Genomic DNA, 24,940 nt, shown 5'->3' with positions numbered 1-24,940 from the left:
ACATTTCGAATAACGTTTGCATAGCTTTTTACATAAATAGATATATTTTAATAAAAATGCTTTAATTGTTTTAATCTACTTGGATGTCTTAGCTTTCTTATAGCCTTAGCTTCTATCTGTCTTATCCTCTCTCTTGTAACACCAAACACCTTTCCTATTTCCTCTAATGTCTTAGGTATATCATCATCTAATCCAAATCTCATTCTAAGAACTCTTTGTTCTTGTTCGCTTAATCCAGTTAATAACTCTTCAATTTTCTCTCTTAAGTTATGTTGTTCTACTTCATGCATAACTACATCCCCAAAGTATGCATCTGAAGGTATAAACTCAACTAAGCTACTATCTTCATCCTCTTTTATAGGTGTATCCAATGAAACTATGTTTTTATCTCGTTTAAGTAGATCTATTATTTTTTCTACTTCTATCTCACATGCTACAGCTAACTCTTCTATTTTAGGTTCTCTTTGTAGCTCTAGTGATAATTCCTGTTTTTTTCTTTTCACAAAGTTAATTCTTTGATGTAGATGAACAGGTATTCTAATAGTATTCTCACAATCATCTATGTATCTAGTTATACTTTGTTTTATCCACCATGTAGCATAAGTACTAAATTTATATCCTTTTTTATAATCATACTTTTCTACAGCTTTTATAAGTCCTATATTTCCTGCTTGAATTAAATCAAGCATATCGATATTTTCTTTTCTATATTTTTTAGCAATACTAACAACTAATCTGTAATTTGCATTGATAAATTCTTCCTTAGCTCCTATAAATGATTCATCTATCTTTTTAGCTAATTCAATTTCCTCTACCGCAGACAACATTTTGTACTCTTCAATTTCTTTTAAGTACATTTTCATAGCATTTGATGAATTTGATGAATCACTGTAAATGTAATTTTCGTAAGTATGTTCTCTTTTAGCCCCCATAATCTACCCCTTCTATCTCTAATAATTTGTTAATCAAATTTAAAAAGTGTCTGTAGTTTCATCCTCATGTTAATAGTATGTAAACTTTTCTAAAAAAATACTTTTTAGTTGTCAACAAATTCCTATATCTATTATTCTACACTTACATATCAAATTCCTTGATTTTTTTTATATTTTTTTAAAATAATATTTTATTAACTACAATATTACTATAAAGAACAAAAGACTGCACAATGTGCAGTCTTTTACCCTCGAACGACAAAGTCAAATCCCTATTAATAAATCCAATAATAATCCTTGCCCCTATATTACGGTAAAATATTAATGAGATTATAACAGATTTATAATACCATTAATAAAAGGGTTTAGTCAAGCTAAACCCTCATTTCATCGCAAATTTAAGCATATTTTATTATTTATTGTCGTGGTTGCATCCACAACTTCCGCCACAGCATTCATGGTCTTCACCATGGCTATGTCCACCACAACATTCATGATCTTCATGGTCATGATCTTCTCCACATCCACAGTCATGAGATGCTTCATGCTCTTTTACTAATTCTTCCATTTCGAAAAATTCTTTTACCATAACATCATACTCTGGAAGTGATTCTTCTGTATCATATTCTTCACCAGTCCAGTTTGCATACATCATTTCATTTCCATTAGTTAAAACAGCTCTTCCTGCTAAAGTTATATTATCTACATCTTCTAAGAAGTTAACTGCTTCTTGAGCTACTTCTCCTTGTAAAGGTGTTTCCTCATCTAGGCATTTTATTATCATAACAGGAGCGTAAAAATCTTCATTGTCTTTTACATTTACCATTATATCTATTACACCTTCTGCACCTTCTTCAAATTCTGATAACGCTACATCTGTATCTATCATCTCTTGTGGAACAAATAAATCTTCCATTAAGTATTTTATAACTCTATCTTTTACTAATTCTTTTGACATAGTAATTCTCCTTTCATCTTTTGGTAATTTTACCTTTTAATAGTATACCATTTTTTTTATAATTTAACTAAATTTTTTGCTATTTATATTTAAATTTAAAGGTTTAATGCTTTTATACCCATCAATATAGTTTTTACACTATTTTTGCATATATACTCTAATTTTTACATTATTGTAATTTATATATAATATTTACATAACTTAACAATGCATAAATGCTGGGCTTTATGATACTATAGTTACATCCAAGATATAGGCGCTAGGGGGTAGCGCGTCTTGCAGGTTACAAAACAGTAACATTTTCAAACAATTCATTTATAAAACTATAACATTAAAGAGGTGACTTAATTATGAATATCAAAGTTAAAACATTATTATCATTAGGTGTAGTATCTATAATAGGAGTTTGTTCTACACTACCTATTAATGCTGCATCAAATGAAACTATATGCAAAAAAGTTTATTGCGACAATAAAGGCTATGAGGAATACTTATCTGTTAATGTAAATGGTAAAGACTGTTCAACACCTATAAAGCCTTTACACTATTTAATACAAGATATTTTAAATAATAAAGGGAAGTGTCCTACTTCACAAGCTAAACCATCTACTCCTAATGTAGATAACAATACTGAATCTAAGCCTGATTCTAAACCAGAAGGTAATACAGATTCTAATTCAAATAAACCATCTACTCCTAATGTAGATAATAATACTGAATCTAAGCCTGATTCTAAACCAGAAGGCAATACAGATTCTAATCAAGAATCTAAACCTGAAGTAAAACCTGATCAACCTTCTAATCCATCTGGTAACTTTGCAAGTTTCCAAAAAGAAGTATTAGATTTAGTTAATAAAGAAAGAACAAGCAGAGGGCTTCAAGCTCTTAAGTTTAACTCAGAATTATCAAATGTAGCTACTTTAAAATCACAAGATATGATTGATAAAAACTACTTTGACCATACATCACCAACTTATGGGTCTCCATTTGACATGATGAAGAAATTCGGTATAAGCTATACTTCAGCTGGAGAAAATATAGCTATGGGACAAGAAACTCCACAAGAGGTTATGAATGCTTGGATGAATTCTGACGGTCATAGAAAGAATATACTTAACCCAAGTTTCACTGAACTAGGTGTTGGTATAGCTTCAAATGGTTCTTCTTTATACTGGACACAAATGTTTATAGGTAAATAATATAAAATAAATATAAAGCCTATATCTTAAATTATTAAATAATTTAAGATATAGGCTTTAGTTGTGTTAGTTTTATAAATTACGTATAATGTTATACTATTTCATTTTTAATTGCTTCTACTACATTACTTTTTTTAACGCATGCTGAGGAAAAATAATACGATAAGAAAATAGATGCAATTATAATCACAGTATACATTAGTATCACTCCTGATGGGAAAACAGATATAAACTCAGTCCATGTGATTAGTGTTAATCTTAGCATAAACCAGCAAATAAATAATACTATTGGTATACTAACAATAATTGGTGTTGCAGCAAAAAATAATCCTTCTAGAATCAATATTTTATTTAATCCATTTGGCGTTAATCCTACTGATCTAAGCACAGCAAATTCTCTTTTTCGTAGTCTAAGATTATTTGAAATGGTAGAAAAGGCATTAAATATACCAATCAAACCAATCATTAAAGCTATAGCAAAAACACTAATAGCTGTAGATTTTTGAAATAATGCATCATGATTCATTTCTTCCAACAGACTCCATATACTAAAATCATCAGATCCAAGATAAGAGCTGCAAATCTTACTTAATTCCTTTTTTACATTTGGACTAGCCTTATCCCCCACCAACAAATCAATTCCCATAACGCTGTATTCAAGCATACGTTCTGGCATAAATTTACTAACTGTTTGCTGATAAGTTTTCATAGGAACTATAAATGCTACGCTATATCCTCCCATTTTTAAATCACTTGGAGAAACTTCGGTAACAACGCCTACTTTAGTATTAAATTTATAATTTGTATTCATATCACTTTCTACTTTTTCATGTAATGCTAACTCATCGCCCTCTTTTATATTTAATAGTGGTATTTTTTGTACAGCTTTTGAACCATTTGGTGTATGGTATGTGCTATCTAATAATATACCTGTAACTGCACCCTCTTGATAAAATTTATTAGGATCTATACCAATTTCTTTACAGTATTTTTTAAATGATTTATCACTTAATCCAACTAAATTTGATATAATTTTATACTTTCCATTTTCCTTCAATACATTATATTTAAAACTTACTTCATCAAATCCACCAAACTTAGAAAAAACATCTGATTCCTGTTGTTTTGTTACATAGGTTGAAGTACGTACTTGTCTTCTAACTACACTATCCTTAACTTTAGGTAGTGAAATAATTTTATTTATCATATCATCACTTGGTTCATCAAGAATATTTAGATTAACCGTCATATCATATTTAGTCATTTGATCATTCTTAGACTCAGCTAAATTTAATATAGATATAATGCTAATATATCCCACTGTTAATGTGAAACACATTGAAATAGACAACACAGCAGTACGTAAGCTTCTTTTATTAGCTGCAAATTGTACTTTTGCTAGCTCTCCTTCTATTCCAAATATTTTATTTATTATTGGGTAAGATTTTTGTTTTTTAAGTTTTATATTATTATTGTTTTGACGTATTCCAACAATGGCTGATACTTTCGCTACTTTTCTTGCTGGAATATACGCCGATATTAAAACAGTAATCAACGATATAATAATGGCAAAAGCAACTACTACCCATGAGAATGTAATATCTATCTTACTAAAATTCTCTGTAGCACTAAGAATTTCATTGACTTTAAAAACAACTGTATGACTAAATAAATATCCTATCATAATCCCTATTGGTAATTGAATAAGCCATAGTACAAACCCTTCATAGATTACAGAGTGCTTAATTTGTTTTGGAGTTGCTCCTAAGCTTTTTAGTATTCCTAATTGCTTAATCCGACTGCTTGCAGATAAAGAAAACGCATTGTATATAATAAGAATAAATGCTCCCATAACTAACAACATCATTATTATTACTGTTGCTACAATTACTACAAGTTGAGGATTTGTATTAGTTTTATCGTTAATTCCATATAAGCTTAACAAAGATGCATTGTAGCGAACATTATATTTTCCATATTCATCTTGTTTTAATCCCGTAGATTTAGCTATTTTAGGTAATGTATCATAAATTTTACGTGGTTTATCAAACCTCATATAAACCGTAAGTTCATCTTTAGGTTTTATCTGTGAATGATTCAAATATCCCATAGCAATATATCCAGGATATGCAGAACTCCCAGAAACATCTAGTTCTCCAACTATGGTATAATCCTTAGTTTCTATTTCCTTGAAAGTCTCGCCTGATCGTTTATTTCCTTGGGTTTTAATTTTTTTATTACCTAACATACGATTACCTGTTGGAATAGTCAATTTATCACCAATTTTGTACGAAGGATTATCCAAGAAAAATAATTTAGATACAACAATTTCTCCAGATTTTTGAGGAAGTGTACCTTTTGTAAGTGTGTTTTTTAAGCTCATGTCTGACCAAAATTTTTCATCTGCATCTCTCATTAATAAATACGGACGTTTAGTATCAGAAAGCTTAGCAGTAATCCACTGTCCTTTAATCATAGTAGTTTCAACTTCTGGATTTTCTGTTACATACTTTAATTTATCACCTGATATAGATTCAAATAATTCGCCATGCCAGTATCCTCCATTTTCAATTGCCTCACTTACTTTTGACTCCCGTAAGGTATGTAAAAATATACATAGTGAACATAAAAGTGCTGAAGCAATTGTAATAGCAACGATTATGGAAATTGTATGTCGCTTATTTTTTTTCAAATGATTATATGTATATTCATTCATTATGTTCATTACTTAATCACCTCATCTGACACAATTTCACCATCATCGATTCTAATCATCCTATCTGCTGATAATGCAATTTTTTCGTCATGAGTAATTATTAAAATAGTTTGATTGTACTCTTTATTTGAAACTTTCAACATCTCAAGAATACTTTCAGAGTTTTTTCTATCAAGGTTTCCAGTAGGTTCATCTGCTAAGATAATAGATGGTCTATAAATTAATGAACGAGCTATAGCAACTCTTTGCTGCTGACCTCCTGAAAGCTGGTTTGGTAAATGATTAAGCCTTTCGCTTAAACCAAGCATTTTTACAATCTTATCAAACTCTTCTTTTTTTGGCTTTCTGCCATCTAAAAGCATTGGTAATAATATATTTTTCTTAACATTTAATGTAGGTATAAGATTGAAAAACTGATATATTAGACCTACTTTTCTTCTACGAAATAAAGCTAGTTCAGTTTCATTCATTAATGAAATATCAGTGTCCTCAATATATATTTTTCCACTTGTAGGTTTATCCACGCCCCCTAGCATATGTAGTAGTGTAGATTTACCTGAACCACTTGCTCCAATTATTGAAACAAATTGTCCTTTGTTTATGATCAAATTCAAATTATTAAGTGCAGTGACCTTCGTATCTCCCATTCCATAGGATTTTGTAAGGTTTTCAGTTCTTAGTATTTCCAAAATATTCTCCCCTTTATTTATTAGTTCATATTTTCAAAGAGTTTATGATTTTACTATGTATTTCTTTGATTAACTTTATTTTACTTTTTCTATCTTACATCTTAGTGACAGAGTTAATTAATTTCTATAAAACTTTATTATAAATTTTGCTCCTCCTGTTTCCTTATTTAAAGCAGTAATTTCACCATTTTGTTTCTTAATTATGGACATTGAAAGAGCAAGTCCAATTCCTACACTATTTTTAGATGAGTTAGCACCCTTATAAAACCTAGTAAATAAATGGGGAATATCCTTTTTATCAAATCCTTTACCATTATCTTCAATTATTATTTGTGTGCATAAAGGATCTTGTTTATAATCTATAGAGATTACTCCACAATCTGGTGTATGTTCGTAGCAATTTTTTACTATATTAAGAATTGCTTCACTTGTCCAATGAAAATCACCATAAAAAAATATCTCACTATTGTCTTTAATAAAAAGTTGTTGCTTCTTTTTTTCTATCATTAAACGTAAAGGTTCAACAGCTACACATATCAATTCATAGACATTAATAGGCTTATATTCTAATTGAATTGAATCTGCATCTATTTTTGAAAGTATCAACAATGATGATACTAAATAATTTAGACGCTCTATCTGTGCTGAAATACTTCCAATATACAAAGCTTCATCACCTTCAATATTACTAGATTCTAATAATTCAATCATCAATGACATAGAAGTAATTGGAGTTTTAAGTTGGTGGGAGATATCTACAAGGTTATTGCATAGATTTTCTTTTTCTACTCTTTCTTTTTCTCTACTTTCTCTAAGCATCATAACAGTTTTATATAATTCATCTTCTAAAATTGAAAATTCATCTTCTTTGCTTTTAATTTGCATTGTATAATCGCCTTCATTTATATCATAGAGATATTTTGCTAAACTATCTATACGTTTTTTCTTTATGATATTTGAGGCTATTAGAGATACTACAAAATAAGAAAATATTGCTACAATTAGTATTAAAATCACATTTAGTACATTGCTAAATCCTTGATTAGTGTTGAAAATAAAGTTGCAACTTTCTATGTAACCATATTGATTTAATATTTTCTTCCCACTATTTATATCTGTTTCATTTTTATTTTTTAGTGCTGATACTAAATCTTGTTCAATATCCTCATTAGCATTCACGCCAACTGCTATAAGTTGTGCCGCTTTTTCATAGAACATGTTCTCTGATTGCTTGTAAATAAAAGAGCCACATATAACACAAAAAATTGTTATATATATAAAGCTTGTAGCTAACCATATCCTCATACCTTTTTTATTCATATAAAATTTAATCCTCCAACCTATAACCTATACCTCTTACAGTTTTAATAAAAGATGTATCTTCTAACTTCTCTCTAAGACGCTTTATTGCTACTGATAATGTGTTGTTATTTACAAATTCTCCATTAACATCCCATAAATTTTCCAAAAGTGTAGATCTTGTTAAAGTTCGATTTTTATTTTCTAATAATTGTAATAATAAGTTATACTCACCTACTGTTAATTCTACTTCTTGGTTGTTTTTATACACTCTTGATTGAGATTTTATTACTTTAATATTTTTACAACATAAAATATCTTCTTGGATTTGCTGTTTTACTGATCTACGCAACACAGCACTAATACGAGATTGTAAAACACTCAATTTAAAAGGTTTTGTAATGTAATCGTCTCCCCCCATATCTAGCCCTTTTATCATATTGCTGTCTTCATCATTGATGGTAAGAAAAATAATAGGGATATCTTTAATTTCTTTTACATAACGACAAAACTCAAATCCTGATCCATCAGGTAGATTTAAGTCTAATAATATTAAATCTATATCTGGTTTAAAAAGTTCTCTTCCTCTTTTTAAATTTTCACCATGAATAACGTTATAGTTGCTTTTCGATAAAAATGATTTAACTCCAAAAGCAATTGTATCGTCATCTTCAATTATCAAAATATTAAACATCTATTTGTCTCCTTTTTTGTTATCAAGTTCAACTGGCAATTATTATAATATATTATTTTATTTAAAATTAATGTCGAAGTTTGTATTGTATTTATTTTTAGTATTTTATTTATACGTAAAAATGGGTATAGGTTGTAATTTAAATAACTACACACCTTACCCATTTTCTTTTTATGTTTATTCCTATATACTTTCTTGTCTAATATTTTCTATTATACTTTCTTTGTTTAACTTTTTCATAGGTATATACGATGCAATAAATGTAACAGCAAATGTTCCTAAAACACATACTAAAACTGCCTTCCATGGAAGTATCATACCAAATTCTACAACATCTCCAATAGTTTTATTCATAATTATATCTATTGCAATTGCTATAGGAATTCCATACATTAATGCTAAAACTCCATATAACAGACTTTCAAAATATATTATCCTATTAAATCCATTAGGCGTTGTACCTATAGATTTAATTACTGCAAATTCTCTTTTTCTTAGATTTATATTTGTGCTTATTGTATTTACTATATTTATTATACTTACTAAAGATATAATAAATATAAATCCATATACAAATATTTTCACTACACTAATAGATTTTTCAATTTTTAATGATTCTTCTACTTCATCACGTACATCATATGCGTATTTTTTACCTATATCATTTACTGCTTTTCTTGTATCTTCTTTTTTATCAGAGTATATATATATATTTGAATCACTTATTTCATAGCCTAATTTTTTACCTACCTCATTATAAGTTATAAAATCTATTCCCATATAATTAGACTGTTTACTTCCTATAGGTAAATCGTCAGTAGTAGCTAAAACTTTTAATTTTATAGGCTCTGTTATTTCTTTATCATTTTTATCAAAATATCTCTTATATGCATCTATTGTATCTCCAACTTTATAATTAGTTAATGAAATATCATAAACTTTACTACGCTCTCTATAATAACTTTTATTTCTAAGTATTATCCCATTTTCTTTTATCGCTGTTTTTTTATCAAAGTTCCCATCTTTTAATTTTATTGATTTTATATCTTTATCTGGTATAAATTGAAAATGATTCTGTCCCATATCAAAGTCATATACAACTTTATTATTTTTACTTTTTTTAGAAAAAAAGTCATCTATAACCTTTTTATATTTTTTATTTATATCATTTTCATTAACACTCATACCTACTCCATAGTCATTAGTAACAATAGTTTTTTTTATTCCATTTATTTTATTTAAATCTTCTATTATATTATTATTTTCTTGTATGCCACTTTTCCAAACTCTTATATCATAAGTCATCCTACCTGTATTTACTTCACTTGCTTTTTCAAACAACGCTAAAAATCCACTAAATGATATAAATATAACTACACTAATTATTAAAGAAAATAACGTTATTCTAAATTTCTTTTTGTTTCTTCTTAAATTTTTATATGCAAGAACACCTTCTGTTTTAAATAATAATTTAATTAATTTAGAGTTTTTTACTTTTCCTAATTTTAGATTACTACTATTTCTTATACATTCAAGTGGTGATGTTTTAGCTGATTTAATAGCTGGAAATATTGCTGATACAAATATTGTAAATAGCACAATTATTGTACTTAAAACTATTACATATGGATTATATACTAATCTTAAATTCATGTTTCCAATTTGAGAATTATTAAATGATACTTGTATTAATTTTAATACTAAATCAATAGCAAAAGTACCTATAATTAACCCCACTGGTATTCCTATTAAGCTCACTATAATAGCTTCTATAAATACTAATTTCATGACTTGATTTTTAGTAGCACCTATACAATTTAATACTCCAAATTGTTTCCTTCTTTCACTTGTTGATATACTAAATGAATTATATACTGTAGCTATTGTACATATAACAACTAATGCTATTACAGTAACTATTGCTATGCTTATTGTTTTATCAATATTTGCATAAGCACTTGCACCTTTTAATCTTAGTAAATCTTCATTAAATGATAGGTTTTTATAATGTACACTGTTATCATTATTCTTCTCATCTAAACTATTACTTTCAACTTCTTCTTTTAATCCTAAGTTTTTTGCTATAGATTCTGATATTTCATAAATTTCTTTTGGGTTATTGGCTAATACACCTACTTTTAATATATCGTTTTTGGATTTACTATTTACATCTAAGTATGTTATTGAACTTACAACATCATTTCCTATATCATTTTTAGGTTTGTTCATAATACCAACTATTTTAAAATCTTTGCTTTTTTTGTTTATTATAGTTTCATGATCCCATACTGCTGGACTTTCTAGATTCTTTCCACCTTCAGATAGCCTTTTTCCAATTTCTAGTGTTATATTGTCTCCTACTTTTTTATTAATTAAAGGTATAGCACTTTCACTTAATACTATTTCGTTATTATTTGTAGGAAGTTTCCCCTCCTTTAACTTTACTTGATAGCTTTCAAAAGCAATCTTGTCATACTCTTTTACTTGAACTAAGTTTTTCTTTTTATTATTTAATTTTGAAAATCCTAAGCTATCATATACAAAGCTTTTAGATAAACCTGAACTATTTGTTATAATATCTACATTATCTTTTTTCACATTATGAAACATAGCATGATAATCTCCCTTATAAGCTATTGCTTCTCTAACCTGATAATCTATAACACTTTCAACCATATTACCTATTCCACAAATCAAAGATGTAGATAATATTATTCCTATTATTGTAACTATTGTTCTTTTCTTATTTTGTTTTAAATATCTTAAAGTTAAGCTGTAATATAAATTCATTTACATCACCTCATTAGCTGTAATCATTCCATCTTCTATGGATATCACTCTATCTGCTTGTAAGGCAATGTTATTGTCATGAGTTATCATTATTAAAGTTTGATTGTATTTTTTTACTGATAACTTTAAAAATTCAATCACTTCCTTAGAGTTTTTGCTATCTAAATTTCCTGTTGGTTCATCTGCTAGAACTATTGCTGGTCTATTAATAAGTGATCTACCTATAGAAGTTCTTTGCTGTTGTCCTCCACTTAATTCATTTGGAAGGTGATTTTCTCTTTCTTTTAATCCTAAAGTTTTTAATAAATCATTTAAGTATGCTTTTTCTATTTTTCTATTATCAAGTTCTGCTGGTAATAATATATTCTCCTTTACGCTAAGTACTGGTATCAAATTATAAAATTGATATATAATTCCTATATTTCTTCTTCTAAATATAGATAAGTCTTTTTCTTTTAAATTATATATATCTACATCATTTATAAATACATTTCCACTAGTTGGCTTATCAACTCCACCTAATAAATGAAGTAGCGTACTTTTACCACTTCCACTAGGTCCTACTATTGCAACAAATTCCCCTTTATTTATTGATAAATTAATATTTTTTAAGGCATCTACTTTTGCTTCTCCCGTGCCATAACTCTTTGTTAAATTTTCAACTTTTAAAATTTCCATATAACCTTTACTCCTCATTTTGTAAATTTCACCTTATTTAGTTCATAATATTTATGTTACTTTTAATTTCTTAACTTAATTTTAAAGATATAAAATTACTTTAAAGTGAATTAAATATTACAAATTAGTCACTTAGATTTTATAGAACATTATATTAAACTGAGTTCCTTTGTTTTTTTCACTTTTGACATAAATATCACCATTTTGTCCTTCAATTATAGACTTTGCCATAGCTAGTCCAATACCTACGCTATCTTCTTTTGAACTACTTTTTCCTTTATAAAATCTTTTAAATATATGAGGTAAGTCTTTTTTATCTATACCTTCTCCACTATCTTTTATTACAATTTCTGTGTATAAAGAATTTTCTTCATAACTAATATCTAAGCTTCCACTAGAAAAAGTATGTTCTACACAATTTTTAATGATATTAACTAAAGCTTCTATAGACCAATTCATATCTCCTAAAAACATAGCTTCACTATCACCATTTATACTCACATCTATATTTTTAAGTTCTATTGGAATTAAACTTGGCTGAATAGACATTTTTATTAATTTTTTAACATTTACTTTTTCACTTTTAAAATTTATTACTTTAGCTTCTACTTTTGAAAGCTTTAGCATGCTTTTTATCAGCCATTCCATTCTATTTAATTGAGATTTTATCTTTTCTAAAAACTCTATTTTAGTTTCTTTTGCTATATCATCATACATTAAATCGTTAAGTATTATAAGTGATGTCATAGGTGTTTTTAACTGATGTGAAATATCAGAAATAGTATCATTTAAAAATATCTTTTCTTTACTTAAAAGCTCTACTTTTTCTTTAAGTATATTAGTCATTTTTATAAGCTCTGTTTTAAGAAGTCCTATTTGACCTTCTTGATTTTTATTTTTCATCTCAAATTTTTTACCTTCTGAACTATGGTATACATAATCAGTCATATCTTTTATATCACTGTATATAGTCTTAAAATAATGCATAACTAAGATTAAAATAGAAATAAATAGCACAAATATAGATAACAAATTTATACTAAATATATCCTTTATACTACCTCTTACAATTGGCTCATTATTTAATCTTATATTTTTATCATAGCTATATTTTTTTAGTATTTCTTTACCTAAACTTATATCATCTTTTGATTTTCCTTGAGTTACTATTCCTACAATATTATTTTCTAAATTAGGATGCTGAGATAATATAGATCCTATTATAGCTTGATTATTTTCTACTACCTTATCTTTTATTATATTTACACTTATAAAGCTAATTCCTACGCAAAGCATTACAGTAATCACAAATAATATAGTGTAATTTTTTATAAAACTTTTTATTTCAGCATTAGATAGAAACACTATTTTCACTTCCGTTCCATTTATATCCTAATCCCCTTACTGTAAGTATGTATTTGGGATGACTTGAATCATCTTCTATTTTTTCTCTAAGTCTTTTTATATAAACAGTAATTGTATTGTCATTTACAAAATCACAAGCAACATCCCATAATTTTTCTAGTATTTTAGTTCTACTTAATACAACATTATTATTTTTAATTAATATTAATAATAGCTTGTACTCAACAGAGGTTAACAAAATTTCCTCTTCACCTTTGTAAACTCTAGCTTCTAAAGTATTTATAGTTAAGTCTTTAAATTTAATTACCTTTTTATTTTCATTGCTACTGCCTTTTCTCCTAAGTACTGCATTCATCCTAGATATAAGCTCCCTAACTCTAAAAGGTTTGGTTATGTAATCATCTCCTCCAATATCTAGCCCCATAACTACATTCACTTCTTCATCACAAGCACTTAAAAATATTATAGGAGTGTCTTGAGCTTCTCTAATTTCCTTGCAAAAATCGTAACCATTTCCATCTGGTAACATTACATCTAAAAGAACTATATTATACTTTTTATCTTTAATACTATTTCTACTTTTCTCTAAATCATTGCATATATCAATATTAAATCCTTCTTTTTCTAGTGCATACTTTACTGCAAAAGATATTGCACTATCATCTTCTATCATAAGTACATTTATCATTTTCTCACCCAATTTCATATTTATTTTAATCAAATTATAAAGTAATTCGAACTATATATTATTTTCCTTCAAGTTACTTAATCCAATCTAATATTTTCATATAACTATTATCATATATTATTTTATTTAAAATCAATGTCGAAATTTGCATTATATTCGATTTTTCTATATTAATTAAGATAAGCCCTTTGTAAGGAATATTTTTCTTCTTTTTTTGCTTTTAAAATATATATGTTTTTTATTTTGTTAATTAATCATTCGTTATATGCATATATAATATTTGAGTAAGAACTCTAAAAATGTTATAATTTTGTAATCGTCAAAATTTACAAAATGCTTTATTATATTAGTATCTGTTTAAATTATTTTAAAGGAGATTAAATATGAGTTTAAAAAAGAGAGTTACGTCAATTATTATATGTTGTACTGTTATATTAGGAAGTTTTAGTTTAGTATTCGCAGATTCTTCAAGAGTTGTTACTTTAGGAGCTAACTTAAGCTCTGAGCAAAAGCAAACTATGCTAAAATACTTTGGTGTAAATCAAAATGATGCAGTTGTACTTGAAGTAAATAATCAAGAAGAAAGAAAGTATTTACAAGGGATAGCACCTGAAGCTCAAATAGGAACTAAAACTTATTCTTGTGCTTATGTAGAACCTACTAAATCAGGAAGTGGAATTAACGTAAAAACAGCAAATATTACGTGGGTTACTTCAGCTATGATAGCTAGTACACTTGCCAGTTTAGGTATAACTGATGCCAACTGTGTAATAGCTGCTAATTTCCCTGTAAGTGGAACAGGAGCCCTTACTGGTGTAATGAAGGCCTATGAGGATGCTACTGGTAAGCCTCTAGATGAAAATAAGAAGGAAATAGCTACAGAAGAACTAGTTGTAACTGGGGACTTAGGTCAAGATATAGGTCAAGATAAAGCTACAGGAATAGTTAATGATGTAAAAACACAAGTTATTAAGAATAATACTAGCGATACAGTTCAAATCGCAGATACAATAAATAATATTACTAATAACTATAATGTAACATTATCACCTGAACAACAAAAACAATTAGAAGATTTAATGCTTAAAATTTCTAAGCAAGATTATGACTACGGTAAAATGAAAGATGCTTTAAATAGCGTATCAGATACTGTAAATGAAAATTTAAAAGATTTAGGTGAAAGTGTAAACAATTCAGGTATATTAGATACCGTTAAAGGATGGTTTTCTGGAATCGGAGATTGGTTTGCTGGGTTAACAGGTTCTAAAGATGAAAATCTAGGTATACTAGAAAATACAAATGATAGTTTGCTTGGTGAAAATGCACACATAGATGCTACTAACAAGGATGCTATAAATTTACCTTCTAGTGAACAAGTTGAAGGGTTCTTTGGTAAGGTATGGCATTGGTTTACAGGATTATTCAATGGAGATTCTAACAACTCAGAAAATAGTAATAACAATAATACAACTGAAACAAGTTCTCCAAATGAAAATACAGAACAATCTAATTCTAATGAAGTTAATAACAATGAAAACGTAGATTTAAATAATAATTCAAGTGAAAATCCAGTTGAAAACCAAAATAACAACGTAGACAATAATACACAACAAAATAACTAAAATAAAAAAGGCAGATAAATTATTATCTGCCTTTTATATTATCCTATAGTCTTTACCAATTCTTCTTCACCTAATATGCGAGTTATTCTAACTCCGAAATTTTCATCTACAATTACAACTTGCCCATAACCAATTTTTCTACCATTTACATTGATTTCAACTTCTTGTCCTTCAAATGTATCTAGCTCAATTAAAGATCCTTTTGATAACTCAAATATATCTTTTAATGCTATTTTAGTTCTTCCAAGCACCGCACTTACTTTAAGCTCTATATCTAATACTCTTTCAAAATTTTCACTCATATGATTACACTTCCTTTTTTACACTATCTGTTATAATAACACCACGCTTATTTTTAATAAGACCTGGTTTACATTTAAAAGATCTTGCTCCTCCTACATTAAGGTCTATATCTCCATCTATTTTAGTATCTAGAGTTATAACATCTCCAAGCTTTAAATCTAATAACTCTTCTACACTTATTTCAGTTCTACCTAATACTGCAACCATTTCTGCACTTGTTCCACAAATTTTATTGTAAATAGCATTTGTGAACTCAAAATCATATTCAATATTTTTACTTTTGAAAAGTCTTTTTGGTTCTAATTGATCTAATACAGGCTCCATACAACTGTATGGGTTGCAGAAAGACATTCTACCTACTTCTTTATTTCCATCCATCATTCTCATGTGAGATATCAATACTGACTCACTAACTGGATATTTTTTACTAGAACCTACATTTGTATAAACATTAGAAACATCCCTATGATCACAACCTTCAAATATATGCATTTTAGTTAAAAACTTACTACCTATATAAGATATTAACTCTCTGTCTACTTCTGTTAACTCTCTATTGTAATCACTGAAGACCCCATCTCCTCCAAGTATTAAATCTACAAATGTAAGCGCAACACTCTTATCAATTTGATATATAAGACCTTGAATTAGTGGCTGTATTGAATGTTCAATAATTACTGAGTCATTAGAAATCATGTTCATAAACTCTTCGTAGTTTGTTTGTTCTATTTTTTCTAATTTACACACTATATTAGGTCTTTTTAATTCATAAGCTACAAATAAATTTATATTCTTACAAAATTCTTCTTCTATTATAGATAAGAATCTCATATTTCCTGTAGAATATCTTTGCGGCTTTTTAAAGTCATATACAACAATTCCTTGGCTCATAATCTATCTTTATCTCCTCTATAAATTTCATTGCTTTAAAAGGTCATATACAGTTTTTCATACTTTAAGACTATAAATAAATCTTTGGATAATATAAAATAACCTCTTATATTTTAATTTTATAACTTAGATAAAGCTGATACTATGATTTCCTCTTTAAATGGCTTTACTATAAATCCTTTTGCTCCATATATTATAGCTTCTTTCATTCTAGCTTCTTGCCCTAATGCTGAAACCATTACTACAGAAGCTGCTGGATCAATTTTTTTAATTTCTCTTAATGCTTGTAAACCATCCATTTCCGGCATAGTTATATCTAATGTTACTATGTCTGGTTGTAATTCTTGGTATTTTTCAATAGCCATTACTCCATTTTCCGCTTCTCCTACTATTTCAAAATCATAATTTTGAAGCATAGTACGTATAGACATACGCATAAATGCTGCATCATCAACTATTAATACTCTTTTCATAATTTCTTCCTCCATTTATGTCAATTATTATCTTTTTTTTATTTTATATTTTTCTATATACTGACGGTTTTACTCTTTGAAAATCGGTTTGCAGGTTAGATAAATTTTCTGACATACCTATAATCAAATACCCTCCAGGTTTAAGTGAATCATATAATCTTTTTATTAATCTTTGTTTTGTAGGTGTATCAAAATATATCATTACATTTCTACAAAAAATAACATCGTATTTACATTTTTCCCAACCTAAACTATTATTTAAATTAAAATATTTAAAATCAATTAACTGTTTTACATTATCATCAATCATATAGTTTTTTTCACTTACTTTTTTAAAAAAGCTTTTTTTCCATGCAGCTGGCAATTTTGATATTTTATCTTCTGAATAAATTCCAGCCTTTGCTTGTTTTAATACATTATCAGAAATATCTGATGCAGTTATACTAACTTTAAATTTTGAACTTTTTCCAAGTATAGATGATACTAACATAGCAATACAATAAGGTTCTTCTCCTGTAGATGATGCTGCTGACCAAATTTTAATTCCACCAGAATGAGGTTTTTTTAAGCTAGGCATTATTATTTCATTCTTTAAAAAATCATAATGTTGCTCTTCTCTCATAAAATATGTAAAATTGGTAGTAAGTTTCTCTACAAGTGTTGATGCTTGTTCTCCTGTGCTATCTTTCATTAGATTATCTATATAACTTTTAAAATCCGTAAATCCTAGTTTTTTTACCATTAATAATAATCTAGTTTCTATTAATGTTCTTTTGTTTTCTAGGTTTATTCCATAGTTATTATACATATAATTTTTTAGGCGTAAAAAATCTTGATTAGTTAGTTCCATCGTTAACATCCTCTATAATTTTCACTAAAGAATCGCAGTCTAATATCATTTGAACATCACCATTAATTTCACTGACACCTTTTATAAAGTTTTGTTTATAGTCTTCTTTACTTGAGTTCATTTTCATAATTTGGTTAGGTAAAATAGTAATAACTTCATTTACTGCATCAACAATCAGTCCAATCTTTTCCATATTATTCTCTATTATAATTATACACGTTCTTTCATTATAGTCTATAGGTTCTATATCAAATCTCATTCTAGCATCCATAACAGGTATAATATTACTTCTTAAATTTATAATACCCTTCATATATTCAGGAAGAAAAGGAACCTTTGTTATTGGCAATACCTCAATAATTTCTATAATGTAATTTGATGATAATGCATATTTTTGACCATTTATAATAAACACCATGTATAAATCATCTATTTTACCCTCTATTATTTCATCATTTGCATTCACAAATAATACACCCTCCTTTTAAATAACTTTTTCGCGTTTTCCAACACTCTTAATAGTTAGCTTATTTGTAAGAGTATCAAAGACAATAGTCCTTCCACAAGAACCTAATACATCTTCAGAAACAATAGAAATATTCAACTTAGCTAATGTCTCTTTGCATGATTTTACATTTTTTTCTCCAATAGTAAAAATACTACTACCAGAGTTTTTAAAATTAAACATATGAGCTCCACCAGCTAACTTAGCTCTTATAAGTCTTTTGTTAGCCCCGGATTTTATCATTTGATCATATAATAAATAAATTCCACTATCTGCATACTTCGATTTATTATCCATCTTTTTGTCAACCTTTGAATCTGGAAGCAAAATATGTACTAATCCTGCAATCTTATTTATTTCATCATACAAAACTACGCCACAACATGACCCAAGTCCAACAGTCATTATCTTTTCTGGTGCTCTTACAATGTTAGATTCTGCTATTCCTACTGTTATAATTTTCATTAACTGTTCTCCTAACAAGCAAAACCTAGTGAGGATAGTAATTTTTCACATGACTCAACTTTAGGAATAAAATAATATTTACCTTCTATATTGTTATCGGTTGTAAAGAAGTCAGTCTCTATACATAGTATCGAATCTGAAACTGGCCCATATAGAGATATAGGTAAATTCATAATTGCTCTTACCATATCTACACTAAAATATGGAATAGAAGGATCAATGCTTAAGCTAGTCATATCTGAAATTGCTGTCAAATATGTACCACATAATATGTTGCAAATTTCTCCTATTGAACTTAATTCCTTACGTACTAAATCATAGTCCTCTTTGTCAAACTCTAAGTTGTTTCCAGTTACTTTTGATAATAGATTAATTGCAGAATCAAGTTTCATTATAACTAGAATAAATCCTTCCATATCTCCTGATAATTGTAAAACAGTTCCTACAACTAGCTCTTCTGGAGAATCATAACTATTAGTTATATCAGAAAAACTGATTAAATCACTCTTTGGAATTCCTATATCTACAATCTCATTCAGCATCATACCTAATGAAGTAGATGCATTTCCTGATCCTATATTACTAATTTCTCGAAATACATTTAATTTATCACATTCAAAGTTCATATATACCTACTTTCCATCTACTCTTTATCTCTTATCGTAGATTCTGATCTTTTTAATTGATTTAATATTGCATTTGGTATCATATCTAAAGAAGTTTCTTTCAAGACAGCTCCAATATTCTTTGCTGCCATAGGCATTCCATAAACAACACATGAATGCCTATTTTGTCCTAATGTATATCCGCCTGCATTCTTTATATCAAGTAGTCCCTTAGCTCCATCAGATCCCATTCCGGTTAAAATAACACCTATAGTATTTTTCTTAGAAGCTTTTGCTACTGATTGAAACAAGTAATCTACTGAAGGGCAGTGTCCACTGACTTTTTCCCCCTCTTTAATTTCTAATACATATTTATTGTTTCTTTTTTCAACTCCCATTTGTAATGCTCCTGGAGCTATATATGCATGTCCGCTTAAAATTTCTTGCCCATCTTTACCTTCACATACATTTATAATACACTCTTTGTTTAACCTCTCTGCATATCTTTGAGTAAATACAGGTGGCATATGTTGTGTTATTACTATTCCTGGTAAGCCAACTGGTAACTGTTTTAAAAGTTTTCCAACAGCTTCTACTCCTCCCATAGAGGCTCCAATAGCAATTATATCTGTATTAGATTTAGTTCTTATATTTTTTATTACACTTTTTTTATTTGCAACAGTATTAGGTTTATTTAAATTATTCCTTGAATAATTATCTTTAACTAGTTTAGCTACAGATGCCTCTTTTATTTTACTCGCTAACTCGTTTGCAAAATTGTTCATTCCTCTTGAGTCTGGTTTTTCTACAAACCCAACAGCTCCTGCATTTATTGCCTCAAAGCATCTATCATCTGCACCACTTATAACAATAGTTGGTATTGGGCATTGTTCCATCAAAATCTTTAAAAACTCAATACCGCTCATACCTGGCATCTCAATGTCTAATGTCAATACATCTGGTCTTAGTTCAATTATTTTATCTCTAGCTTCATAAGGATCTTTAGCTGTTCCTACGATCTCTAACTCTGAAAATTCTTGAAGATACTTAGCTATAACACGACGAAATATACTAGAGTCATCAATTATTAGAACTTTTATTTTTTTGTTTACTTCCATATAACGTCTCTCCTTCTGAGTATTTAAGATGTCTTCTATACTTTAGTTTGATACATTTTGATTACTCACTGATAATTGCATTTGCATCAATTATCAAGCTAATAGATCCATCCTCTAATATAGAACATCCAGACATATATGATTGAATTTTTTCAAATTGTGTTAATAGTTCTGGTATAGGTTTTATTACCACTTGTTGTTGTCCAATTATTCCATCGACAATTATACAAACATTACCTATCTCAGATTCAACTAAAATCATAATTCCATTGTCATTTTTTTGAGTATCTATTCCTAATATATTTGATAGTCTTCTAATTTCATAACAATTTCCTCTTATTATGCTATGTTCTTCTCCATTTGGATTTTTAACTATCTCATAGGCACCTTGTCTAAATACTTCTTTTATGTTAAGTGATGGTATTATATATATTTCATCACCTACCCTAACTTTCATTCCATCAACAATTGCTAAAGTTAAAGGAATTCTAATTACTATATTTGTACCTTGTCCTTTTTCACTATCAATAGCTATTGAACCTCTTAACTGTCTTATATTAGTATATACAACATCCATTCCAACCCCTCTACCAGAGTACTCACTTACAGCTTCCTTTGTAGAGAATCCAGGTGCTAATATAAAATTATAAGCTTCTTTATCACTAATTTCATCTATGCTTTTACTTGTAATTCCTTTTTCTATAGCTTTTTTAACGATTGCTTCTTTATTTAAGCCTCTACCGTCATCTTTTATTATTATAACTACATCTCCACCAGTGTTTTTAGCCTCTAATAATATAGTTGCTTTTTCTGGCTTTGAAGTTTGTTGGCGTTCTTCTGGAGTTTCTATTCCATGGTCCATACTATTTCTAATCATGTGCATTAATGGATCAGATATATTCTCAAGAATATTTTTATCAACTTCTGTTTGATCTCCCACTAATTTTAATTCTACTGATTTACCAGTCTTTCTACTCATATCTCTTACAACTCTTTGCATTTTTGTAAAAGTTGAAGATATAGGAACCATTCTCATAGACATAACTACATCTTGTAATTCAGTTGTTAATTGATGTAATCTTCTAGCTTGCTTTTCAAAATTATCACGATTGAAATCTTCTAATTGAGATTGTTTTTCTACCATAGATTCAGTTGTTACAATCTCTCCTACTAAGTTCATTAGCATATCAATTTTACTTATATTTACACTTAGGTAGTTATTCTTACTATGTGTGTGATGTTGGTTTTCTTCTTGTTTTAAATCCTTTTTTGTAGCTTTATTTTCTTCACTTACTTTTTCATTTTTCTCTTCTTCAATATGTTTAATATTTTCTTCAATAACTACTTCTTCTTTTATTTCATCAGCTTTTACTTCAGAAATAACATTTTTTTCTTCTTCTACTGTTATAGCTATCTCTTCCTCAAGTTTTTCTTCAACTAAAGAACTTATATTAAATATACTTTCTAATTCAGCTGTATCTGTAACCTCTTGTATTTCTAAACTCTCTAAAAACATAGTTTCTTGGATACATTGCTCTATTGACTCTTTTTCTTCTTGTGTACTTAAATATATTCTAAAGCCATCACTTATTATTTCATTATCACATTCAACTTCTAAATTTTCTGGTATTGTTTTTATAAATGAGCACTTACTTTCAATCATAGCAAGTACGCCTAAAGCTCTAATGCCCTCCATACCGCATCCATCTTCAAATGAAACTTTAGCATAAAACTGTTTTTCTCCATCCTTAGGCATTTTTATCTCAATTTGTTCCTCTAACTCGCTACCTTGTTCTAGGTCTTTTTCTTCATTTTCAGATTCTTCTTTTAATAAACCAGCTACTCTCTCAAGTAGTTCATCTATACTAGCTTCTGGAAGTAACCCATCCTGAACATTTAATATTTCTTCCTTTAAAAAATCTATACTTACCAAAACTACATCAACTAGTTCTTCCCACTTATTATTAGAAAGTTCTCTTCCATTTCTTATTTCATCAAAAACGTCTTCTATGCTATGTGTAAGCTTAGTTAAACTGTCATATCCCATCATAGCCGAAGACCCTTTAATAGTATGCATTGCACGGAAAATTTCTTCAATTGCTTCTTTTCCTAATTTTCCTGTATCAGATTGCCCAACAAGTAGAATTTCTTCTAATTGTTCTAATAATTGCATATTCTCATGAACATAAAATTCATTTAAAGAATCCATTCCGCTCATACTCTGTCTCCTTTATTAGTTAAACTTTTAAATTTTTAATCATTCGTAGCAAAATAATTTACTTCGTTTTTATCAAAATCTATATTTTTATTTGAATCTTTTAAAACAAACTTGTCTATAAGTGATTTTAGCATTTGAGCTTGCCCACTTAATTCTTCACTTGCTGCTGCACTTTCTTCTGATGTTGCTGAATTTGTCTGTACAACTTCAGAAATTTGATCTACTCCTAATGTAACCTGAGCAATTGAATTAGCCTCATCTTCAGATGCTTTTGCTATATCATTAACTAGTGCAGTAGTTTTGCTAGTTGTATTTATTATCTTTTGAAGCGACTGAGCTGTATTATCTACAATTTTTGTTCCATTTTCTACTGCTTCTATTGAATTTTCAATTAATGTAGATGTATTCTTTGCTGCTTCTGCTGATTTTGCTGCAAGATTTCTTACTTCATCTGCAACTACTGCAAATCCTTTGCCAGCTTCTCCTGCTCTTGCAGCTTCTACTGCTGCATTTAATGCTAATATATTAGTTTGGAATGCTATATCATCTATTGTTTTTATAATTCTTCCAATTTCATTAGATGTAAATGATATATCTTCCATTGCTTTAACCATTTCTTTCATTTGCTCATTACCATCTTTAACTTGATTAGCTGCATTTAAAGTTAATGAATTAGCTTTTTTTGCATTTTCTGCAGTTCCTTTTATTTTTTCAGAAATTTCATTTATAGTAGAAGATAATTCTTCAATTGCACTTGCTTGTTCTGTTGCCCCTTGTGATAACATTTGAGATCCACTAGCAACTTGATCAGATGCAGCTCCTACCTCCTCAGATGCTATGTTTATTTGTTCCATCGTTTCGCTTAAATCATTTGTTATTCTATTTATAGATTTTTCAATGTATTTAAAAACTCCTATATATTCAGCATTAGTATCTGTATTGAAATTTCCCGATGAAACATCCCCTAAAACTCTAACAGTATCTTCTATAATATCTTTTATTTTATTACTCATTTGAGTCATGCTATTTGATAAAACTCCTAATTCATCTTTTGACTCATAATTTAAATCAATATCAAAATCTCCAACAGCCATTTTGTTAGCAGCTACTTCTAATTCCTCAATTGGTTTTTTCAAACTTCTTGTAATGTAAATACATATAATAACTCCTGATGCTATACTAATCACATTTAATGTCGTTGATATAATTTGTGAAGTTTTTACTGACGCAGATACATCTTTATCAAAATCAGCTCCTATTTTTTCTGCCTCTTTATAAAGATTTTCTGCCGTTTCTGTACATGCAGTAAACACTTGTGCGTATCCAGTAAGATCTATTTCAGTCATAGGACCTTTAAAATTTGGTTGTTGAGTTGCATTATATATCTTTTCATACTCTTGCTTTAATTGCTTTTCATATTCCTCGATGCTATCAAGATATTGGCTAATTTTTTTATTTTCTATAGCTTTTTCGGACCCACTTCTTATATCTTGAATTCTCTTTTCAAGGCTATCAAACTCTGCTAAAACTAACTTTCTTGTTTCTACATGCTCATTATCTGCAAATCCACCATTGATTCTTCTTGAAATTCCAACTAAATCTCTACGTATTCCCATGGCATCAGTATTTAATTCATATGGTCCTTCAAATAACTCATGGCTTACTCTCCCTGCTTCTTTCAAATTATACAATGTATATAAATTTGAAACTGTTGTAAGCAATAATAAAATTACAAAACAGATACCTAGCTTTTTACCTATTTTTAAATCCTTCATGTATATGCCTCCCCTACTTCATTTTGAATAAAGTTAAATAAAATTAGTTCATTTAATAAAACAGTTTATCTTATTTTTTATACGGATAAATACATGTATACTTTAGA

General features: G+C 28.3%; 22 protein-coding genes. 2 read left to right on the top strand and 20 right to left on the bottom strand.

The window, feature by feature from the left end; translation table 11 throughout:
* Window positions 1–47: 47 nt before the first annotated feature.
* Both VN21_RS12875 and VN21_RS12870 read right to left on the bottom strand, forming a co-directional pair.
* Window positions 48–932 (bottom strand): sigma-70 family RNA polymerase sigma factor, encoded by an 885-nt coding sequence (locus tag VN21_RS12875; protein ID WP_046823600.1) that lies wholly within the window; start codon window positions 930–932, stop codon window positions 48–50.
* A gap of 412 nt (window positions 933–1,344) precedes the next feature.
* The gene (locus tag VN21_RS12870; protein WP_046823599.1) at window positions 1,345–1,890 is read right to left on the bottom strand and encodes a type I restriction enzyme HsdR N-terminal domain-containing protein; all 546 of its coding nucleotides are present in this window, start codon (window positions 1,888–1,890) and stop codon (window positions 1,345–1,347) included.
* A 350-nt stretch (window positions 1,891–2,240) separates the two neighbouring features.
* On the opposite strand from VN21_RS12870, the gene VN21_RS12865 reads away from it, so the two are divergent.
* Window positions 2,241–3,089: a CAP domain-containing protein gene (locus tag VN21_RS12865; protein ID WP_046823598.1), complete on the top strand. Its 849-nt coding sequence runs from the start codon at window positions 2,241–2,243 to the stop codon at window positions 3,087–3,089.
* A 91-nt stretch (window positions 3,090–3,180) separates the two neighbouring features.
* On the opposite strand, the gene VN21_RS12860 is transcribed toward VN21_RS12865, so the two are convergent.
* From VN21_RS12860 to VN21_RS12825, 8 genes are all read right to left on the bottom strand, one after another.
* On the bottom strand, window positions 3,181–5,814 hold the full coding sequence (locus VN21_RS12860; RefSeq protein WP_046823597.1) for an ABC transporter permease: 2,634 nt from the start codon (window positions 5,812–5,814) through the stop codon (window positions 3,181–3,183).
* Window positions 5,814–6,494 carry an ABC transporter ATP-binding protein gene (locus VN21_RS12855; RefSeq protein ID WP_046823596.1) on the bottom strand — a complete coding sequence of 227 codons (681 nt, stop codon included), beginning with the start codon at window positions 6,492–6,494 and terminating at the stop codon, window positions 5,814–5,816. Before VN21_RS12855 ends, VN21_RS12860 begins: the two co-directional genes overlap by 1 nt.
* A gap of 117 nt (window positions 6,495–6,611) precedes the next feature.
* The gene (locus tag VN21_RS12850) at window positions 6,612–7,814 is read right to left on the bottom strand and encodes a sensor histidine kinase (protein ID WP_052952067.1); all 1,203 of its coding nucleotides are present in this window, start codon (window positions 7,812–7,814) and stop codon (window positions 6,612–6,614) included.
* 7 nt (window positions 7,815–7,821) lie between these two features.
* Window positions 7,822–8,487, bottom strand: coding sequence for a response regulator transcription factor (locus VN21_RS12845; protein WP_046823595.1), 666 nt, complete (start codon window positions 8,485–8,487; stop codon window positions 7,822–7,824).
* A 183-nt stretch (window positions 8,488–8,670) separates the two neighbouring features.
* The gene (locus tag VN21_RS12840) at window positions 8,671–11,277 is read right to left on the bottom strand and encodes an ABC transporter permease (RefSeq protein WP_046823594.1); all 2,607 of its coding nucleotides are present in this window, start codon (window positions 11,275–11,277) and stop codon (window positions 8,671–8,673) included.
* Window positions 11,278–11,955 carry an ABC transporter ATP-binding protein gene (locus VN21_RS12835; protein ID WP_046823593.1) on the bottom strand — a complete coding sequence of 226 codons (678 nt, stop codon included), beginning with the start codon at window positions 11,953–11,955 and terminating at the stop codon, window positions 11,278–11,280.
* 132 nt (window positions 11,956–12,087) lie between these two features.
* The gene (locus tag VN21_RS12830) at window positions 12,088–13,329 is read right to left on the bottom strand and encodes a sensor histidine kinase (RefSeq protein WP_046823592.1); all 1,242 of its coding nucleotides are present in this window, start codon (window positions 13,327–13,329) and stop codon (window positions 12,088–12,090) included.
* Window positions 13,307–14,008, bottom strand: coding sequence for a response regulator transcription factor (locus tag VN21_RS12825; RefSeq protein WP_046823591.1), 702 nt, complete (start codon window positions 14,006–14,008; stop codon window positions 13,307–13,309). Before VN21_RS12825 ends, VN21_RS12830 begins: the two co-directional genes overlap by 23 nt.
* A 383-nt stretch (window positions 14,009–14,391) precedes the next feature.
* Between VN21_RS12825 and VN21_RS12820 the strand changes: the two genes are divergently transcribed.
* The gene (locus VN21_RS12820) at window positions 14,392–15,630 is read left to right on the top strand and encodes a DUF1002 domain-containing protein (RefSeq protein ID WP_046823590.1); all 1,239 of its coding nucleotides are present in this window, start codon (window positions 14,392–14,394) and stop codon (window positions 15,628–15,630) included.
* A 38-nt stretch (window positions 15,631–15,668) separates the two neighbouring features.
* On the opposite strand, the gene fliN is transcribed toward VN21_RS12820, so the two are convergent.
* The 10 genes from fliN to VN21_RS12770 all read right to left on the bottom strand — a co-directional run bounded on the left by fliN (window position 15,669) and on the right by VN21_RS12770 (window position 24,833).
* Window positions 15,669–15,932: a flagellar motor switch protein FliN gene (fliN, locus tag VN21_RS12815; protein ID WP_052952065.1), complete on the bottom strand. Its 264-nt coding sequence runs from the start codon at window positions 15,930–15,932 to the stop codon at window positions 15,669–15,671.
* A gap of 4 nt (window positions 15,933–15,936) precedes the next feature.
* Complete coding sequence (locus tag VN21_RS12810; RefSeq protein WP_046823589.1) at window positions 15,937–16,824, bottom strand: flagellar motor switch protein FliM; 888 nt, start codon at window positions 16,822–16,824, stop codon at window positions 15,937–15,939.
* Between the two features lie 119 nt (window positions 16,825–16,943).
* A complete protein-coding gene (locus tag VN21_RS12805) occupies window positions 16,944–17,297 on the bottom strand; it encodes a response regulator (protein ID WP_021429429.1) in 354 nt (117 codons plus the stop codon).
* Window positions 17,298–17,340: 43 nt separating this feature from the next.
* Entirely contained in the window at window positions 17,341–18,147 is an 807-nt protein-coding gene (locus VN21_RS12800) for a CheR family methyltransferase (protein ID WP_052952064.1), read from the bottom strand.
* On the bottom strand, window positions 18,134–18,613 hold the full coding sequence (locus VN21_RS12795; RefSeq protein ID WP_052952063.1) for a chemotaxis protein CheW: 480 nt from the start codon (window positions 18,611–18,613) through the stop codon (window positions 18,134–18,136). Before VN21_RS12795 ends, VN21_RS12800 begins: the two co-directional genes overlap by 14 nt.
* Window positions 18,614–18,631: 18 nt before the next feature.
* The gene (locus VN21_RS12790) at window positions 18,632–19,117 is read right to left on the bottom strand and encodes a chemotaxis protein CheD (protein WP_046823587.1); all 486 of its coding nucleotides are present in this window, start codon (window positions 19,115–19,117) and stop codon (window positions 18,632–18,634) included.
* An 11-nt stretch (window positions 19,118–19,128) separates the two neighbouring features.
* The gene (locus VN21_RS12785) at window positions 19,129–19,743 is read right to left on the bottom strand and encodes a chemotaxis protein CheC (RefSeq protein WP_046823586.1); all 615 of its coding nucleotides are present in this window, start codon (window positions 19,741–19,743) and stop codon (window positions 19,129–19,131) included.
* Between the two features lie 17 nt (window positions 19,744–19,760).
* Window positions 19,761–20,840: a protein-glutamate methylesterase/protein-glutamine glutaminase gene (locus VN21_RS12780; RefSeq protein WP_046823585.1), complete on the bottom strand. Its 1,080-nt coding sequence runs from the start codon at window positions 20,838–20,840 to the stop codon at window positions 19,761–19,763.
* A gap of 61 nt (window positions 20,841–20,901) precedes the next feature.
* Window positions 20,902–23,058: a chemotaxis protein CheA gene (locus VN21_RS12775; protein WP_046823584.1), complete on the bottom strand. Its 2,157-nt coding sequence runs from the start codon at window positions 23,056–23,058 to the stop codon at window positions 20,902–20,904.
* Between the two features lie 35 nt (window positions 23,059–23,093).
* Entirely contained in the window at window positions 23,094–24,833 is a 1,740-nt protein-coding gene (locus VN21_RS12770) for a methyl-accepting chemotaxis protein (RefSeq protein WP_046823583.1), read from the bottom strand.
* Window positions 24,834–24,940: the final 107 nt, after the last annotated feature.

This window comes from Paraclostridium benzoelyticum (assembly GCF_001006285.1).
In the GTDB taxonomy this organism is placed as follows: Bacteria; Bacillota; Clostridia; order Peptostreptococcales; family Peptostreptococcaceae; genus Paraclostridium; species Paraclostridium benzoelyticum.
This window is presented reverse-complemented; position numbering and strand designations above follow the sequence as displayed.

What these genes read in the sequence shown, in the direction of transcription:
- fliN (WP_052952065.1), bottom strand. Translation starts at nt 15,932, where the DNA reads ATGAGTGAAAATTTTGAAAGAGTATTAGATATAGAGCTTAAAGTAAGT.
- VN21_RS12875 (WP_046823600.1), bottom strand. Translation starts at nt 932, where the DNA reads ATGGGGGCTAAAAGAGAACATACTTACGAAAATTACATTTACAGTGAT.
- VN21_RS12850 (WP_052952067.1), bottom strand. Translation starts at nt 7,814, where the DNA reads ATGAATAAAAAAGGTATGAGGATATGGTTAGCTACAAGCTTTATATAT.
- VN21_RS12870 (WP_046823599.1), bottom strand. Translation starts at nt 1,890, where the DNA reads ATGTCAAAAGAATTAGTAAAAGATAGAGTTATAAAATACTTAATGGAA.
- VN21_RS12820 (WP_046823590.1), top strand. Translation starts at nt 14,392, where the DNA reads ATGAGTTTAAAAAAGAGAGTTACGTCAATTATTATATGTTGTACTGTT.
- VN21_RS12865 (WP_046823598.1), top strand. Translation starts at nt 2,241, where the DNA reads ATGAATATCAAAGTTAAAACATTATTATCATTAGGTGTAGTATCTATA.
- VN21_RS12770 (WP_046823583.1), bottom strand. Translation starts at nt 24,833, where the DNA reads ATGAAGGATTTAAAAATAGGTAAAAAGCTAGGTATCTGTTTTGTAATT.
- VN21_RS12810 (WP_046823589.1), bottom strand. Translation starts at nt 16,824, where the DNA reads ATGAGCCAAGGAATTGTTGTATATGACTTTAAAAAGCCGCAAAGATAT.
- VN21_RS12835 (WP_046823593.1), bottom strand. Translation starts at nt 11,955, where the DNA reads ATGGAAATTTTAAAAGTTGAAAATTTAACAAAGAGTTATGGCACGGGA.
- VN21_RS12780 (WP_046823585.1), bottom strand. Translation starts at nt 20,840, where the DNA reads ATGGAAGTAAACAAAAAAATAAAAGTTCTAATAATTGATGACTCTAGT.
- VN21_RS12775 (WP_046823584.1), bottom strand. Translation starts at nt 23,058, where the DNA reads ATGAGCGGAATGGATTCTTTAAATGAATTTTATGTTCATGAGAATATG.
- VN21_RS12785 (WP_046823586.1), bottom strand. Translation starts at nt 19,743, where the DNA reads ATGAACTTTGAATGTGATAAATTAAATGTATTTCGAGAAATTAGTAAT.
- VN21_RS12800 (WP_052952064.1), bottom strand. Translation starts at nt 18,147, where the DNA reads ATGGAACTAACTAATCAAGATTTTTTACGCCTAAAAAATTATATGTAT.
- VN21_RS12840 (WP_046823594.1), bottom strand. Translation starts at nt 11,277, where the DNA reads ATGAATTTATATTACAGCTTAACTTTAAGATATTTAAAACAAAATAAG.
- VN21_RS12805 (WP_021429429.1), bottom strand. Translation starts at nt 17,297, where the DNA reads ATGAAAAGAGTATTAATAGTTGATGATGCAGCATTTATGCGTATGTCT.
- VN21_RS12845 (WP_046823595.1), bottom strand. Translation starts at nt 8,487, where the DNA reads ATGTTTAATATTTTGATAATTGAAGATGACGATACAATTGCTTTTGGA.
- VN21_RS12790 (WP_046823587.1), bottom strand. Translation starts at nt 19,117, where the DNA reads ATGAAAATTATAACAGTAGGAATAGCAGAATCTAACATTGTAAGAGCA.
- VN21_RS12825 (WP_046823591.1), bottom strand. Translation starts at nt 14,008, where the DNA reads ATGATAAATGTACTTATGATAGAAGATGATAGTGCAATATCTTTTGCA.
- VN21_RS12860 (WP_046823597.1), bottom strand. Translation starts at nt 5,814, where the DNA reads ATGAACATAATGAATGAATATACATATAATCATTTGAAAAAAAATAAG.